This is a genomic window from Gramella sp. Hel_I_59 (genome assembly GCF_006714895.1).
In the GTDB taxonomy this organism is placed as follows: domain Bacteria; phylum Bacteroidota; class Bacteroidia; order Flavobacteriales; family Flavobacteriaceae; genus Christiangramia.
The window spans coordinates 1,596,175-1,613,674 of the sequence record NZ_VFME01000001.1 but is presented as its reverse complement, the minus strand read 5'-3'; the positions used below and the strand labels follow the sequence as shown (position 1 = coordinate 1,613,674).

Here is a 17,500-nt window from a genome sequence, read left to right as displayed (position 1 = left end):
TTCTGGGGCTTTATACTTATAATTTTCCTTCAATAATTTCTTCAACAACTTCAGGGTTTAGTAATGTTGAAGTATCCCCGAGATCAGAGGTATCATTGCTTGCGATCTTTCGTAAAATTCTACGCATGATCTTACCGCTTCTTGTTTTCGGTAAACCTTCCACAAACTGAATTTTGTCGGGTTTTGCTATTGGCCCTATCTTATCTGCGATTTGTTGATTGATTTCTTTTCTTAAATTATCGTGATTTCTGGATTCTCCAGATTCTTTCAGAATAACGAATCCGTATAGAGCATTGCCTTTTACTTCATGTGGGAATCCAACTATGGCAGATTCAGCTACCGCAGGATGTTCATTGATGGCATCCTCGATTGGTGCAGTCCCTAAATTATGTCCTGAAACTATAATAACATCATCTACTCTACCGGTAATTCGGTAATAACCAACCTCATCACGCATCGCTCCGTCACCAGTAAAATATTTATTTTCAAAAGCCGAAAAATAAGTATCTCTATATCTATCGTGGTTTCCCCATATAGTTCTTGCCATAGATGGCCACGGGAATTTTATACACAACCTGCCATCAACCTGATTTCCTTTTAATTCATTTCCATGCTCATCCATTAAAGCAGGCTGAATTCCGGGGAAGGGTAAAGTTGCAAAGGTTGGTTTTGTAGGAGTTGCAAAAGGTATTGGAGAGATCATGATTCCGCCGGTCTCCGTTTGCCACCAGGTATCCACGATAGGACTTTTATTCTTACCTATATTATTATCGTACCAGTGCCATGCTTCCTCATTAATTGGCTCGCCTACCGTTCCCAGCACTTTTAATGAAGAAAGATCATATTTATTGACAAAATCGAGTTTCTTCTTCGCTAGAGCCCTAATTGCTGTTGGTGCAGTATAGAATTGATTCACTTTATGTTTCTCAACGATCTCCCAGAATCTACCGTAATCTGGATATGAAGGAACACCTTCGAACATAAGGGTGGTCGCACCATTTAAAAGCGGTCCATAAACTATATACGAATGCCCTGTAATCCATCCAATATCGGCAGTACACCAGTACACATCGTCATCCTGATAATTAAATATATTCTTAAAGGTGTATGCTGAATAAACCATGTAACCTGCAGTTGTGTGCAACATACCTTTTGGTTTTCCTGTAGATCCCGAGGTATACAATATAAAGAGTGGATCTTCTGCATCCATGATCTCAGGAGTACAGGAATCAGCAGCTTTAGACATTTCATCATCCAGCCAGATATCTCTTCCTGCTTCCATATGTACATTTGCTCCGGTTCTCTTAGCAACCAGTACTTTTTCTACATCAGGACAGTTATCAAGTGCCTTATCAACGATACCTTTAAGATCAATCGTTTTATCTCCGCGGAAAGAACCATCGGAAGTGATCATCATCTTGCAGTCGGCATCCTGAGTTCTGGCGGCCAATGCTGAAGCTGAAAAACCTGCGAACACGACAGAATGTATTGCTCCAATTCTTGCACACGCTAAAACTGAATAAGCCAGTTCCGGAATCATAGGAAGATAAATGCATACCCTATCCCCTTTTTCGATTCCGTTCGCTTTTAGAACATTAGCAAACTCACTTACTTTTTTATGTAATTCATTATAGCTGATCTTCAAAGTTTCTTCTGAAGGATCATTGGGCTCCCAGATAATAGCGGTTTTATCTCCCCTGGCGAGTAGATGTCTATCTATACAATTTTCAGTAATATTCAGCTTGGCATTTTCAAACCATTTTACTTCGGGCTTACTAAAATCCCAGCTAAGTACATTGTCCCATTTTTGTCTCCACGTAAAATGTTCTTCAGCAACTTCCTGCCAGAAATTTTCAGGTTCACGGATGGATTTTCGGTATACCTGAAAATATTCCTCCAGGTTCTTTATATGGTAGTTACTCATAAATAATATCGTTTATAAAAGAAGAAAACCGGAATTACCGGTTTTCACTAAAAATATTAAATACTGAGCAATCAGAAAAAGGAACTGCTAAAAAATGATGGTATCAATTACATAATTAATAGAAATGTTCATATTATGAACCTATTAGTTGTGAGATTCAAGATAATCTAGCACATTCTGTTCGATTCTTGCGTCGATATCACTAATATCAGCCTTCTTAAAAGTTTCTCCGGTAATATTCTCGTAAAGCTCAATATATCTTTCAGAAACCGTTTCGATGTACTCATCGCTCATCAAAGGTACTTCCTGACCTTCAAGTCCTTGAAAGCCTTCTGCTATGAGCCATTGCCGAACGAACTCTTTAGAGAGTTGTTTTTGTGCTTCGCCCTTCGCCTGTCTTTCTTCGTAGCCGTCCTTATAGAAATATCTTGAAGAATCTGGCGTATGTATTTCGTCAATCAATACTATTTTTCCTTCGGAAGTTTTCCCGAATTCGTACTTTGTATCTACCAGGATCAGGTTTTGTTGATCAGCAATTTCAGATCCTCTTTGGAATAACTTACGAGTGTAATCTTCAAGCTGAAGGTAATCGTCCTTTGAAACTATATTTTTTGCTATAATGTCTTCTCTGGAAATATCCTCATCATGATCTCCCATTTCTGCTTTCGTAGCCGGAGTGATTATAGGTTTAGGAAATTTATCATTTTCCTTCATTCCTTCAGGCATCTCAACTCCACACAATTCTCTCTTCCCTGCTTTATACTCTCTGGCAGCGTGACCAGATAGATAACCACGAATAACCATTTCAACTTTAAATGGCTCGCAGTTTTTACCGATTGCCACATTAGGGTCTGGTGTTGCTTCCAACCAGTTTGGGACGATATCCGCAGTCTTTTCCATCATTTTAGTAGCGATCTGGTTAAGGATTTGACCTTTAAACGGAATCCCTTTAGGCATCACTACATCAAAAGCTGAAAGCCTATCTGACGCGATCATTAACAACCTGTCATCTTCCAGAGTATATACATCTCTGACTTTTCCTTTGTAGACAGATTTTTGTCCCGGAAATTGAAAGTCTGTTTTTATGATTGTTTTACTCTTCACGAGTTGAAAATTTAGTCGTTGTGTTCAATAGTTTTATAAGCAGATATGATCTTTTTGACCAGTCGGTGTCTAATAACATCTTTATCATCAAGGTAAACCATACCAACACCTTTCACATCTTTTAGCACCAGTAATGCTTCCTTAAGACCAGAAATAGTTCTTCTAGGCAGATCAATCTGTCCAGGATCACCCGTGATCATAAATTTCGCATGTTTTCCCATTCTGGTTAAGAACATCTTCATTTGAGCGTGCGTAGTGTTCTGTGCTTCATCAAGGATCACAAAAGCATCATCCAGAGTCCTCCCACGCATAAATGCTAAGGGTGCAATTTGGATAACACCTTTTTCAATAAACAATTCGAGCTTTTCATGTGGGATCATATCTCTTAATGCGTCATATAATGGCTGCATGTAAGGATCCAGTTTTTCTTTAAGATCACCCGGCAGAAATCCAAGATTTTCACCTGCTTCTACGGCGGGTCTGGTAAGAATGATCCTTTTGACCTGCTTCTCCTTAAGAGCTTTTACCGCCAGTGCTACGCCGGTATAAGTCTTTCCGGTACCAGCCGGTCCAATAGCAAAAACAAGGTCGTTCTTTTTAGTAAGTTCTACCATCCTGCGTTGATTCGCAGTTTGAGCTTTGATCACCTTTCCGCTTAAACCATGAACGATCGTCTCGCCACTTTCTTTAGTAGTTTGATAATCCTCTTCACTTTCGCTGGTGAGAACTCTTTCAATAGTATTTTCGTCCAGTTTATTATACTTTCCAAAATGATCCATTAACATGGAAAAGCGCTTATCGAACTCCTCCAGCATTTCCTCATCGCCAAAAACTTTTATTTTATTACCTCTGGCAACTATTTTGAGCTTGGGAAAGTATTTTTTGAGTAGTTCGATATGTTCGTTCTGTTGCCCGAAGAATTCGCGTGGGCTTATTTCTGAGAGTTCAATAAGAAGTTCGTTCAAAAGCTAGAATTTTAGATGAAGCATTGTGAATTTTTCAGTTAGAATTTATTTGTCCTTCGTATTTGTATGTTCTAATTTTGGGCTGAGAAAAGCGTTACTTTTGACTGCTGTCCTCGAGCGAATCACTAAAATAAAATTTATATTCGCTACCTATACAAACTTAAGGAAAATTACCTGTTTCAGGTTAAAAAAATATTAACAATCGCCTATGGCAATCATCACTTTAACGACCGATTTTGGGGAGAAGGATTATTTCGCTGGAGCGGTTAAAGGTGCTATCTACAATGAGCTAAGTGATGTTAGAATTGTTGATATTTCACATTCGGTTTCACCCTTTCATATTAGTGAAGCTTCCTATATCATCAAGAACGCCTATAGAAGTTTTCCGAAGGGAAGTATTCACATTATTGGGATCGATTCAGAACTTACACCAGAGAACAAACATCTCGCAGTAAAACTGGATGACCACTATTTTATTTGTGCCAACAACGGGATACTTTCTTTATTAGCTTCAGAAATTAGACCGGAGAAAATCGTGGAAATCAATATACATGATAAGATCCAAACCAATTTTCCTGTACTGGACGTTTTTGTAAAAGTAGCCTGTCATATCTCCCGGGGTGGAACGCTGGAAGTAATTGGTAAAAATATCGAGCAAATTAAACACCTCAAACAGTTCGAACCCATTATTAATAGCGAACAGAACCAGATACTGGGACACGTGATCTATATTGATAACTACGGAAATGTAATCACAAATATTTCTAGAAAATTGTTTGAAAGTACTGGCAAAGGCCGGGCCTTTAAAATTAGTGCGCGCAGACATAATTTCGATGCTATTTATGAAACCTACAGTCATGCCATTAATTTTGAAGTAGAGAAGGAAAACAGGAAAGAAGAAGATGGTAAGAAACTGGCAGTGTTCAATTCTGCCGGCTATATAGAACTTGCGATCTATAAAAGTAATCCCAATACAGTGGGTGGTGCGGCCAGTTTATTTGGCCTGGAATATCTCGACACTGTAACCATAAATTTTGAATAGATGTTCGTGAGAATTGTAAAAATGGGCTTTAAGGAAGATAAGATCGAAGAATTTCTGAACAACTTTGAACAGGTAAAATCCAAGATCAGAAATTTTGAAGGTTGTCAATTTCTGGAACTATACCGTGATAAAAACAATAGGAATACATTTTTTACTTATAGTTACTGGGAAGATGAAGATGCCTTGGAGAACTATCGGCATTCAGATCTATTTAAAAAGGTTTGGGCAGAAACGAAAGTTCATTTTAATGCAAAACCCGAAGCCTGGAGTGTTGATAAACTTGTAAGCCTGGACTAAATGTTCGCGATCTTTAAAAAAGAAATACAATCATTTTTTGCAAACCTTACCGGTTATCTGGTTATTGGTGTCTTTCTGTTGGTTAGCGGACTGTTCCTTTTTGTCTTTAATGGAGGTTACAATATTCTGGATAGCGGTTTTGCAGATCTAAAACCATTTTTTGATCTCGCACCCTGGATCTTTATTTTCCTGATTCCTGCGATAAGTATGCGCAGCTATTCCGAAGAAAAGCGCATGGGAACCATGGAGATTTTGCAAACCCGCCCCATTAGTAACTGGGATCTTGTATTCGGTAAATATTTTGGCGGACTAATTTTAGTACTTCTTGCGATCATTCCTAGCTTGATTTACTTGTTAGCCATTGGAGAACTGGGACAGACAGCTTATAATTTTGATACCGGCGCAACTATTGGATCTTACCTTGGTTTGATCTTTCTTGCAGCAAGTTATACCGCGATTGGCACCTACGCCTCCAGTATCACATCTAATCAAATTGTGGCCTTTTTACTCGGCGTTTTCCTTTGTTTTGCCATCTACTATGCATTCGAAGCACTCGCCACCATCAACATTTTTGGAGAATTCACCTATTTGTTGGAATACTTCGGAATAAGTTATCATTATCGTAGTATTAGCCGGGGTGTACTGGATACTCGTGATCTAATATATTTTGTTAGTGTGATAGCTTTATTTCTGAAGTTTACGCAGGTAAATATTTCATCAGCAAAAAACCGAAGATGATCCGTAATAAGAACATATCAAGTTTATTGATTTTCTTGATCATTTTGATCGTGCTTAACATTGTTGCTGCCAATTTTTTTACAAGACTGGATCTTACAGAAGACCAGCGGTACAGTCTGTCTTCAGCAGCCAAAGAGATCGTGGACGATGTCGATTCTCCTATAATCATAGATGTATTTCTTGAAGGCAGTTTTCCTTCGGAATTCAGACGGTTAAAAGAAGAAACAAGGCAAATGCTTGAAGAGTTTGCTGCGTATAATTCGAATATAAAATTCAATTTTATCGATCCTTTAGCTGAAGGTGATGATGCCAATGCCATTGCTGAAGAGTTCTATAAATTAGGGATGACTCCCGCCCGACTCAATGTTCAGGAAAACGGAAAAAACAGCGAAACCATTATTTTTCCGTGGGCTATTGCTAATTTCGAAGATAAAACGGTCAAAATTCCTTTGCTAAAAAATCAGATTGGCGCAAGTGACGAGGAGCGAGTAAATTCTTCCGTACAGCAATTAGAATATGCTTTTGCCGATGGTTTGAACAAACTTATCTACCCAAGAGAGAAAAAGATAGCGGTAATGCGCGGGAATGGAGAACTTCCAGACGCGAGAATAGCCGACTTTATCAAAACCGTGCAGGAATATTATTTCCTGGCACCTTTTACGCTGGATTCGGTTACCAGCAATCCGCAGAAAACTCTGGAAGACTTAAAGTCTTATGACCTGGTGATCGAAGCGAAACCCATAATACCTTATTCTGAAAAGGAGAAGTATGTACTCGATCAATATTTGATGAACGGCGGCAAAATGCTCTGGCTTGCAGAAATGACCAGTATGGAGAATGACAGCCTTTTTAATGAACGAGGTTCAGCACTTGCCCTACCGAGAAATCTAAACCTTGGCGACTATTTCTTCTCTTATGGCCTGCGCATAAATTCAGAACTGGTAAATGACCTTTATTCTGCTCCTATCATTCTTGCGAGTGGAACAGGAAATGAAACACGTTTTAATCCATATCCATGGTATTATAGTCCGCTTACAAGTTCTACAGCCAATCATCCAATAGTCAACAATATTGAAGCCGTAAAATTTAATTACGCCAACCCAATCGATCTTTTGGAGAATGACCTTGAGAAAACTGTTTTACTTAGCAGTTCTCCTAAAACAAAGCTTGAAGGCGTACCGCTGCAAATAGGACTGGATATCATAGGTTCAAAGCCAGTAATGGAAAGTTATAATGCAGGTGAACAACCTTTGGCAGTATTACTGGAAGGCAGTTTTAAATCTGTTTACAGTAATCGATTGAAGCCTTTTGAAACAGCGCATCTGGATAACAGCGAGAACACCAAAATGGTGGTAATCTCTGATGGTGATGTGATCAAAAACGACCTGCAGCAAGGAAAACCACTTGAACTTGGTTTTGAACGTTACACTGGGATGACCTACGGCAATAAAGAGTTTTTGCTAAATACGGTCAACTATTTGCTGGATGATTCTGGACTTGTGGATGTAAGGACAAAAGAGATTAAACTGGCATTTCTAAACAAGGACAAAGTTGCCACGCAACGCGAAATGTGGCAGATCATTGCTATTGCCGCACCATTGTTATTGCTTGCACTGCTTGGTGCTGCCCTTAACTACTTCCGTAAACGAAGATATATACGCTAAACTTCGATAGAAGGCTACAGCTTATTCAATTTGAACATATTAACAATTATTACTGAATAAAAATCTGTAACAATATATTTTACAGCAACTTATCTATGTAAACCAGATAATTTCTGTTAATAAAAACTACAGGTTTAAAGGGTCAATTTATACATATTGAAATATATTTGTAATTGATTCAAAATAAATCAATAAAAGCCGATGAAATTTATTGTATCCAGCAATTACCTGCTGAAACAGCTACAAATACTTGGAGGGGTAATCAATAATAGCAATACGCTACCAATTTTAGATAATTTTCTTTTTGACCTTCAGAATGACGAATTAACTGTATCTGCTTCAGATCTTGAGACTACCATGTCTGCAAAGCTTAAAGTAGAGTCAGATTCAGAAGGAAAGATCGCAGTTCCTGCAAAACTACTTCTGGATACCTTGAAGACCTTTCCGGAGCAGCCTCTAACTTTTGTAGTTGAAGACAATAACACGATAGAATTAAGTTCGAACCATGGTAAATATGCACTTGCATATGCCGATGGTGAAGAGTTCCCGAATCCGGTTGCTCTTGACGAACCTAGTAGCACGATCGTGGAAGCCGATATTCTTTCTTCAGCAATTAGCAAAACAATTTTTGCTTCCGGAAATGACGATCTCAGACCAGTAATGAGTGGTGTCTTTTTCCAGTTTAAGGAAGACGGATTAACTTTTGTAGCGACAGATGCTCACAAGCTTGTAAAATATTCACGTGAAGACATTCAGGCGAATGAAGCAGCAGAATTTATCATGCCGAAGAAACCTTTGAATCTTTTAAAAGGAATTCTGGCAGGAAGTGAATCTGAAGTTTTAATCGAGTACAATGATTCGAACGCTAAATTTACTTTCGATGATACTCAGTTGATCTGTAGGTTGATCGACGGAAAATATCCTAACTACGAAGCAGTAATTCCTAAAGAGAATCCGAACAAACTTACTATTCAAAGAAATCAATTCTTGAGTTCTGTAAGAAGGGTTTCGATTTTCTCTAATAAGACTACGCACCAGGTAAGACTTAAGATCGCCGGAGCTGAATTAAATATTTCAGCAGAAGATGTGGATTATAGCAATAAAGCTGAAGAACGTTTGACCTGTGATTACCAGGGCGACGATATGCAAATTGGTTTTAATTCGCGCTTTCTTATTGAGATGTTAGGAAATCTTACAGCAGACGAGGTGATGCTGGAAATGAGCTTGCCAAACAGAGCTGGAATTCTAACTCCTGTAGATGGGCTTGACCCGGGAGAAAAAATTACCATGCTGGTTATGCCGGTAATGCTTAATAGCTAAACAAAATTCTCAAATCATAGAAAAAGGCTCGTTCGATCGAACGGGCTTTTTTATTCTTATACTTCAGCAATACTATTTTAAAAACTGAATGGTAAGAGGATAATATGGCATTTCTCCATTGCTTACTTTGATCGCATTCAGAATAGGCAGAACAAGCGCCAGCAAACCAACAAGAATTAGTAAAATGATTCCGAGGCCAAACAAGATGATAAGCGGAATACAGATAATACTGTATATAAAAATGCTGATCTGGAAGTTGATGATCATTTTGCCATGCATATCCATCCCTGCTACTTTATCTTTTTGGGTAGCCCATATAATTAACGGAACGATAAATCCCCCTATGCCGGTCACCAGGTCAAGTAACTGACTTAGATGTGTGATGACCAGTAATTGATTGTCTTCTCTCATTTTTTGATTTTTGATGGTTAGTGATGTATTCTACTTAAAAGACGGTAAAAACCTATGTTTGTTACAGAATTTGCTACAGCAATGAATTCTTTCATAAATTTGCCGCATGAAATTGACTGATACTATCGTTGCTCTCGCGACACCTTCAGGAGCCGGTGCCATCGCTGTAATTAGAGTTTCCGGCCCCGATGCCATTAATATAGTAACCCCATTATTCAAAGCTAAAAGCAAGAAGGAACTCTCATCGCAGCCTACTCATACCATTCATCTTGGAAATGTGGTGGATGGAGAGAGAACGATCGATGAAGTACTAGCTTCGGTTTTTCGTGCTCCAAAATCCTATACCGGTGAGGAAACCGTGGAACTATCCTGTCACGGGAGTCCCTATATTCAGCAGGAGATCATTCAGTTACTAATTAGAAAAGGCTGCCGTTCTGCGGAAGCTGGGGAATTTACCTTACGCGCGTTCCTAAATGCAAAAATGGATCTTAGCCAGGCAGAGGCTGTAGCTGATCTTATTAATTCTGAAAATGCCGCTTCTCACCAGATGGCTATGCAACAAATGCGTGGCGGATTTTCAAATGAGATTCAGAAATTGCGTGAAGAACTCATGAACTTTGCATCACTTATTGAACTTGAACTTGATTTTGCCGAAGAAGACGTAGAATTTGCAAACAGAGATCAATTCAAATCCCTCGTTGCAAAGATACAGACTGTTCTTAAAAGACTAATAGATTCCTTTGCCACTGGAAATGTTCTTAAAAACGGAATCCCGGTTGCCATCGTTGGTGAACCAAATGTTGGTAAATCTACATTGCTCAACGCACTTCTAAACGAAGAAAGAGCCATCGTATCAGATATTGCCGGAACCACTCGTGATACGATCGAAGATGAACTAAGTATTGGCGGTGTGGGATTCAGGTTTATAGATACTGCCGGGATCAGAGAAACCCAGGATGTAGTGGAAAGCATTGGGATCAAGAAAACATTTGAAAAAATTGGTCAGGCACAGGTTGTGGTCTACCTGGTGGATAGTTCCCGCATAGAAAATGATGAAGAAAGGTTGAAGCAGGTTTTAATTGAAATTGAGAAGATCAAGAACAAATTTCCTCAAAAACCAATTATAATTATCGCAAATAAAACCGATCGACTGACTTCTGAAGAGCTTGATCATCTCAAGGCCCATTTAGGTTTTATTTCGAATACAAGTTTCCAGCCTTTGTCTGCTAAAACAGGGACTGGTGTGGAAGAACTAAAAGAAAGATTACGGGAATTTGTAAATACCGGAGCACTTAGAAATAGTGATACTATTGTAACTAATAGTAGACATTACGCTGCCTTATTAAAAGCCCTGGAAGAGATCAATAAAGTAGAAGATGGATTGAACGCAGACCTTTCCGGAGATCTTTTAGCCATAGATATAAGACAGGCCTTACATCATTTTGGTGAGATCACCGGGGAAATCACAAATGACGATCTGCTGGGTAATATTTTCGCAAATTTCTGTATTGGGAAATAAACAGAAGATTTTATTTGACCTCAATTATTGACAAATCACATCAAAATCAATGTTAACAATACTTTAAAGTGTTTTAAATACTCTACTCATTTTCCCTTATTTATCTATTGTGCACCTATTTATGCACCTTAAGTGCACCTCGTTGTTAAAACTTATTTACAAGAAGCACAAAGTGCACCTCGTAAACATTTTTGTGCTATCTTTATAGTAAAGACAGTGATATAAAAATTAATCTTAGAAAAAAGAAATTAGCTACCGGCAAGTACAGTCTTTATATTGACTACTATAAGGGCAAAATCCTAGATGAGAACGGAAAATCAAAAAATAATAGGGAATTCGAATATTTAAAAGAATATCTCATTATCCATCCTAAAAGTGCCTTCGAAAAAAAGCAAAATGAAGAAACTCTTTTAAGAGCTGAACAGATTCTTTCCATTCGCCGGGCTGAATATGCCCAGGGGAAATATGGCATCAAAGATAGATCAAAGGATAAATTGTTGTTCCTTACTTATTACGACAAGTTAAAGGAAGAGCGTTATGAGAGTAAAGGCAATTATGACAATTGGGATGCTGCTCAAAATCATATTGAAGACTATTGTAAAAAAAGAAATATAATCTTTGAAGACATAGATGAAGATTTTGTTTTGGGATTCAAAAAACATTTGAATAAAACAGCCAGAACAAAATCAAACACTCCCCTATCTCAAAATTCAAAATATACCTATTATAATAAATTTAAAGCCGCCTTACGTAATGCCTTCGACGATGGCTATATCAGCAGAAATTTTGCCTCTACAGTAAAAGGATTTGCCCAAGGAGAAACTTCAAGAGAATATTTAACTCACATAGAATTACAGGCTTTGGCCAAAGCAAAATGCAAACATCAGGTTTTAAAAAATGCATTTCTATTTAGCTGTTTGACCGGTTTAAGATGGAGTGATATCAATAAGTTAAACTGGAGCGAGGTGCGTGATGAAGATGAAGGCTTTAGACTGATTTTTAGACAAAAAAAGACATCTGGGCAAGAATATCAATATATTTCGGATCAAGCCAGAAATTTATTAGGCAAAAAAAGGAAAGGAAGTGACAGAGTTTTCCAGGGTTTAAAATATGGAGCCCACTTTAATGCTGAAATTCTTAGATGGTGTATGCGAGCTGATATCACTAAGCATATAACCTTCCACAGTGCCAGACATACTCATGCTGTTCTTGTACTTGAAAATGGCGCAGATATTTATACTGTTTCAAAAGTGCTCGGCCATAAGGAAATAAGAACCACTCAGGTTTATGCTAATATTGTAGACAAAAAGAAAAAAGAAGCTGCCTATTTAATACCTGAGCTTCAGATGGATTATGAATTTTGATTTATTTACATACTTAACTAGCCTAGCATTTATTTTTATCTATAGCCGACTGGCTATTCATTATGCACCAGCTATCTTTTTTTACTTTATTAATTCAAATTCCCGCACAACCGGGTATCTGGAGAAACCTCGAATACTTTTTCATCTTATCGGCCTTAGTTTAATGCACCTGATGTTTTCTTTTCATCAATCGTATAGAGGATCAGACATACCAATTCAGTTATTAGCCTTTCTCGTGTTTTCATTAGGTTTATTTTTTTTTGTCATTTCTTGGGGAGAAAAATTTAAATATTCTTTTTCAGAAAAGTTAAAAATCAAAACTGTAAGACCATTCAATAATTTCAACTTATCCATTTCAGATTTTCAAATAAATCATTTGTATAATGATATGGTAAGATTTGATCTACTTGATCAGGAAAAAACTTCTATTGAAGATTTTAGAAATGTTTTTCTTAAAGGCTGGAATAGCCATAGTTCAAAATTGCATTTAAAAATGGATGGTCCTAGTTGTAGGGAATTCTTTAATTATCTAGTTAAAACATTTCCTAATAATTCGATAACGCTTAAAAATCTATTTATAAACTCTGGATTGGTTCTTAGACCTGATGCTAAAAGATATCATTATAACACTCTAAAAAATGCTCCTACTCGAACACCAAATTCTGAACATCACGAAACCTTATTAAAAATTTTTTCAAAGCTAAATTGATTGAATAGACTTTTCAATAATTCGAAACTTCATAATTATCTTATAAATCTCCATTATTAATTTTATATTTCGAAAGTTAAAAAGTGTTAACAATTTTATCTAAAGGCCCTTCACCAATAAATTTAAACAACTACGTGACTTTCAACCGATCTAAAATGCTATTTACGGTAATAGCAACTCTTTACACAGTTTTTGTATTTTCTCAAGACCAAAACATAAGATTCAATGGAAATTCTCCTAGCGCTTTTCGTAAAAATTTAGGGCAGGTACTTGATCAGATAGGGTTACCCAATTCAGATGTGCTTTACCTTCTTCCTACGCCTGGTCTGAATGTTCAGTTAAAAAAAACAGGCTTTTCTTATGATGTTTACGAAAAGGAGCAGTCAAAGGTAAGTAATGATCAGAGGATTAAAAAAGCATATCCCAAACAGATTAAACCCCAGATGGAAAAAAATTCAATGCTTTTCATTCATAGGATTGACGTTAACTTTCTAAATTCAAATCCAGATGTTCAACTGCTTGAGAAATTTCCTACCTCTAACAAGGTGAACTATTATAATTTACCAGGAATCGAGGACGGTATTACTAACGTACCCTCATTTGGTAAGGTTATTTATAGAGAGCTTTATCCAGATATCGACCTGGAATTTTTTACTCCAAAAGACAGGACAAAACCGGTGGAATATAATTTTATTCTTAGGCCGGGAAGCAATATTGAGGATATAAAAATGCAATTTACAGGTGCTGACGTTAGTCTAGAAAATAATATCCTCGAATTCAGAACAAGACACGGCAAGATGAAAGAGATCCTTCCAGCAAGTTGGTTTGGAACTGATAAGAATAAAATACCAGTAAAGATCAATTTTATTCAAATTACGGATTCTGTTTTTGGGTTTAAAATGCCTCAAAGATATAAAGGTGTAGACGACACTCTAACCATTGACCCTACCCCGGTAAGGGAATGGGCTACTTATTTTGGAGGAGAGGAAGATGAATCTTACTTCATAGGAGATGTCAAAACAGATTTAGACGGTAATCCTATTATTACTGGATTTAGTTCAAGCTCTTCTAACATTGCGACAACTGGTCCTCCGGAAAGCCTTTTTGAAAATATGAGATTCGCATTTCTTGCCAAATTTAATCCCTCAGGAACCCTTCTTTGGTCATCCTACAATGGAGGTTTTCAAGGTGCGTATTTTAATAGTATCGCCATAGATAATAGCAATAATATAATTTGCACAGGGGAATCATCAAGTAAAGATAATATTGCCACTACAAATGCCCATCAAACCTCATTGAACGATTCTGAAAACAATGAAAACCATGGTGATGGAATCATTGTAAAATTTAATTCAGCTGGAATTAGGTTATGGGGAACCTATTTTGGCGGAGAGACCATGGATTACCTGACTAGTGTGATCACCGATGAACAGGACAACATTTATACTGTAGGCTCTACCGCAAGTCATCAAAATATATCTACTCCAGGAAGTTTTAAAGAAATCGGTGATGCGTATGTTCACGGCCATTGGAATGGTATCCTTGCTAAATTTGATAAGGATGGAAATCGAATATGGGCTACTTTTTATGCAGGAGAAGAAATTAATGAAGTGACTCTGGACAAACAAGGGAATGTCTATTTTGTTGGTGCAACCTATTCATTTGAAGAGATTTCTACTCCTGGAGCCTATCAGGAAAATCTTAATTATGACGGAATGTCCTGGCCTGATGCATTCATTGCAAAATTTAATTCATCAGGTGAAAGAATCTGGGGTACCTACTATGGGGGTACAGATTATGATTTTGCACAGGGGATAGCAATAGATAGTAATAACGATGTAATAATCTCAGGGGATACACGTAGTGCCACAGATATAGCCACTCCCGGAGCTTATAAGGAAACAAAAAAGTTTGTTGCCGAATGGGACAGCTTTCTTGCAAAATTCGATTCTTCGGGCCAAATCATCTGGAGTACTTTTTATGGTGGAAATGATACTGAATCATGGGGCTACAACAAAGTAGATGTAGATTTGAATAATAACATTTTTTTACTGGGGGATACCAATAGTTCTAATGGTATTTCAACGCCTGATGGATTCCAATCTCAATGGGTGGAAGGCTCAATGGATTTATATCTTACGAAATTCAGCGAAGACGGAGAAAGAATTTGGGGAACCTACTATGGAGGAAATAGTTCCGAATCTTCGTTGAATTTAGACATCACAGATAAAGGAGAAATTTATCTATTAGGCTGGACTTATAGTGATACAGGTATTTCAACCCCCGGCGCACATCAAATTAATCACGGCGGGAAAAGAGATGCTTTTCTAGTAAAATTTAAAGATTGCTTATCTTCCTTTACCACTAATGCTCCCAGCGGAGTTTGCGAAGGAGAGGATTTAAATTTAGAAGCTTCTGGCGCAATATCTTACTCCTGGACCGGACCTAACAATTTTACAAGTACAAAGGCCAACCCTGTTATTTCGAATGCATCAGCAATTAATTCTGGTACCTACTATCTCACTCTTAGCTCCGGTAACGGATGTGATGATGTAAGAGAATTTGAAATTTTTATCACACCCAAACCAGTAATACAGCAACTGACTGATTTAGTTGCTTGTGAAGGAAAGTTTAGTACAGGAATTGCTACTGGTTTTGATCTTTCTGCTGTAACGCAACAAGTAATTGGAAGTCAGACGAATTTGATCGTTTCATATTTAAATGGTAAAGGTGAGGAAATCGAGAAAGATCAACTAAATAATTACATAAACGTTATTCAAGGGCAGGAGACCATAACCGTGAAAGTCGCTAACGAACTTAATCCAGATTGTTTTGACGAAACGAGTTTTAACCTCTTCATTGAACCTATACCAGATAGTTTTATCGTAGAAGATGTTACTATTTGTGACTCGAATAGTGATGGTATTGCTGAAACCAATCTCCAAAAAATTTCAGAGAAACTTACAGTGGGTAATAACAACTTTAAAGTAACTTTTTTTGATGCTAATAATAATGTTATTTCACTTTCACCTAGCGGAATATTCACTAATTCTATTCCCTTCAGAGAAATCATTACCGCACGAATGATAAATATCTCTACAGAATGTTATTCTGAAACAAGTTTTAATATCATTATTGGTCCGGCTCCAGTTGCTAATCCCGTTGAGGATCTAATAGGATGTGATGAGAATGCCGACGGAATTTCAGAGTATTTTGATATTTCTCAAGTGGCCAACAGAGTTGTTCAGGATCAAACCGGTCTAGAGTTAACATATTTTAGCGATGACGGAACTGAAATACTAGATTTTTCATCACCATACACTAATGATCAACCTTTTCAACAAACGGTAATTGTGCGGGTTACCAATCCGGAAACCATGTGTTTTTCTGAAACAACATTAACCTTAAAAACTTCGGAAGCACCAGAAATAAATACTCCCATCACAATTTACGCGTGTGATGAAGGAGGAGGAATTGCAAATTTTAGTACTGCAACTTGGACACAGCAGATCGTTGGAAACCAAACAGGATTAAAAATTTCTTGGTATGATAGCAATGGAAATGCCCTTTCTAATCCTCTTCCTGAGTTTTACCATAATAAAGTGGCTCAATCTGAAACATTAACGGTTAAAGTAGAAGATGAACTAAATCCTTTATGTTCTTCTGAAACGCAGCTTCACCTGGTTGTAAATAAAAAACAGGAATTAAATCTTCAGGATATATATAGCATTTGTGGCCTGGAACCTTCTCTGAAATTAAAAATTCCAGAAAATTTTGACATGTGGGAATGGACCACTGAGGATGGAGAAGTTCTTTCAACTACTTCTGAGGTTGTACTTGAGCAAGAAAGCAATTATGTTCTTAGAGTTGGAACTTTTCAAAATGGTATTTTATGCGAAGAAACCCGCGTTTTTAAGTTAACAAGGTCGGCATTACCTCAAATTAGAGAAATAAACTTCAGAGAGTGGTCGGCTGATAATTATATAGAAATTATTGCCAGTGGAGAAGCTGATCTGGAATATTCCATTGATGGGATCAATTACACTGATAGTAATTATTTCGAAGATCTTACAGGTGGATCATATACTGTTTTCGCTCGAGACAAAAAAGGTTGTGGAATAGCCTCAAAGGAGGTGACTTTATTAGATTACCCCAAATATTTCACGCCTAATAATGATGGATATAACGATTTATGGCAAATTACGGGTATTAACCAGGGCACTGAAGTCCAGATTTTCATCTACGACCGCTATGGAAAACTTCTTAAACAGCTCTCCTCTATCTCGAAAGGATGGGATGGAACCTATAATGGTAAATCTATGCCAGCAGATGATTATTGGTTTAGTGCTCAATTACCCAACGGAAAACTTTACAAAAATCACTTTAGTCTGATTCGTTGAGCCATTTGTTGATTTAAATGGGATGATTCAACACACGAGAAAT

The 17,500-nt window shown here is 37.4% G+C and carries 13 protein-coding genes; 9 read left to right on the top strand and 4 right to left on the bottom strand.

All coding sequences use genetic code 11. The features are described from left to right. Positions 1-16 precede the first annotated feature (16 nt). From acs to JM79_RS07295, 3 genes are all read right to left on the bottom strand, one after another. Positions 17-1,924, bottom strand: coding sequence for an acetate--CoA ligase (acs, locus tag JM79_RS07305; RefSeq protein WP_141877522.1), 1,908 nt, complete (start codon positions 1,922-1,924; stop codon positions 17-19). 144 nt (positions 1,925-2,068) lie between these two features. Continuing rightward, positions 2,069-3,028 (bottom strand): phosphoribosylaminoimidazolesuccinocarboxamide synthase, encoded by a 960-nt coding sequence (locus JM79_RS07300; protein ID WP_141877521.1) that lies wholly within the window; start codon positions 3,026-3,028, stop codon positions 2,069-2,071. Positions 3,029-3,039: 11 nt separating this feature from the next. After that, positions 3,040-3,993, bottom strand: coding sequence for a PhoH family protein (locus tag JM79_RS07295; protein WP_141877520.1), 954 nt, complete (start codon positions 3,991-3,993; stop codon positions 3,040-3,042). 208 nt (positions 3,994-4,201) lie between these two features. Here JM79_RS07295 and JM79_RS07290 point away from each other — a divergent pair, with 208 nt between their 5' ends. The 5 genes from JM79_RS07290 (at position 4,202) to dnaN (ending at position 9,054) form a co-directional block, all read left to right on the top strand. Continuing rightward, positions 4,202-5,035: an SAM-dependent chlorinase/fluorinase gene (locus JM79_RS07290; RefSeq protein ID WP_141877519.1), complete on the top strand. Its 834-nt coding sequence runs from the start codon at positions 4,202-4,204 to the stop codon at positions 5,033-5,035. Further along, entirely contained in the window at positions 5,036-5,332 is a 297-nt protein-coding gene (locus JM79_RS07285) for an antibiotic biosynthesis monooxygenase family protein (RefSeq protein ID WP_141877518.1), read from the top strand. After that, the gene (gene gldF, locus JM79_RS07280; RefSeq protein ID WP_141877517.1) at positions 5,333-6,070 is read left to right on the top strand and encodes a gliding motility-associated ABC transporter permease subunit GldF; all 738 of its coding nucleotides are present in this window, start codon (positions 5,333-5,335) and stop codon (positions 6,068-6,070) included. After that, positions 6,067-7,734 carry a gliding motility-associated ABC transporter substrate-binding protein GldG gene (gldG, locus tag JM79_RS07275; protein ID WP_141877516.1) on the top strand — a complete coding sequence of 556 codons (1,668 nt, stop codon included), beginning with the start codon at positions 6,067-6,069 and terminating at the stop codon, positions 7,732-7,734. The genes gldF and gldG overlap by 4 nt, the downstream gene beginning before the upstream one ends. Positions 7,735-7,935: 201 nt before the next feature. Further along, a complete protein-coding gene (gene dnaN, locus JM79_RS07270; protein ID WP_141877515.1) occupies positions 7,936-9,054 on the top strand; it encodes a DNA polymerase III subunit beta in 1,119 nt (372 codons plus the stop codon). 72 nt (positions 9,055-9,126) lie between these two features. Here the strand turns inward: dnaN and JM79_RS07265 are convergent, their stop codons facing one another. Beyond that, entirely contained in the window at positions 9,127-9,465 is a 339-nt protein-coding gene (locus tag JM79_RS07265) for a DUF4870 domain-containing protein (protein ID WP_141877514.1), read from the bottom strand. Positions 9,466-9,571: 106 nt separating this feature from the next. Between JM79_RS07265 and mnmE the strand changes: the two genes are divergently transcribed. The 4 genes from mnmE to JM79_RS07245 all read left to right on the top strand — a co-directional run bounded on the left by mnmE (position 9,572) and on the right by JM79_RS07245 (position 17,457). Continuing rightward, a complete protein-coding gene (gene mnmE, locus JM79_RS07260) occupies positions 9,572-10,984 on the top strand; it encodes a tRNA uridine-5-carboxymethylaminomethyl(34) synthesis GTPase MnmE (RefSeq protein ID WP_141877513.1) in 1,413 nt (470 codons plus the stop codon). A 221-nt stretch (positions 10,985-11,205) separates the two neighbouring features. Then, complete coding sequence (locus JM79_RS07255) at positions 11,206-12,348, top strand: site-specific integrase (protein ID WP_141879197.1); 1,143 nt, start codon at positions 11,206-11,208, stop codon at positions 12,346-12,348. 172 nt (positions 12,349-12,520) lie between these two features. Beyond that, a complete protein-coding gene (locus JM79_RS07250) occupies positions 12,521-13,057 on the top strand; it encodes a hypothetical protein (protein WP_141877512.1) in 537 nt (178 codons plus the stop codon). 443 nt (positions 13,058-13,500) lie between these two features. After that, the gene (locus JM79_RS07245; protein ID WP_185739467.1) at positions 13,501-17,457 is read left to right on the top strand and encodes a T9SS type B sorting domain-containing protein; all 3,957 of its coding nucleotides are present in this window, start codon (positions 13,501-13,503) and stop codon (positions 17,455-17,457) included. Positions 17,458-17,500 lie beyond the last annotated feature (43 nt).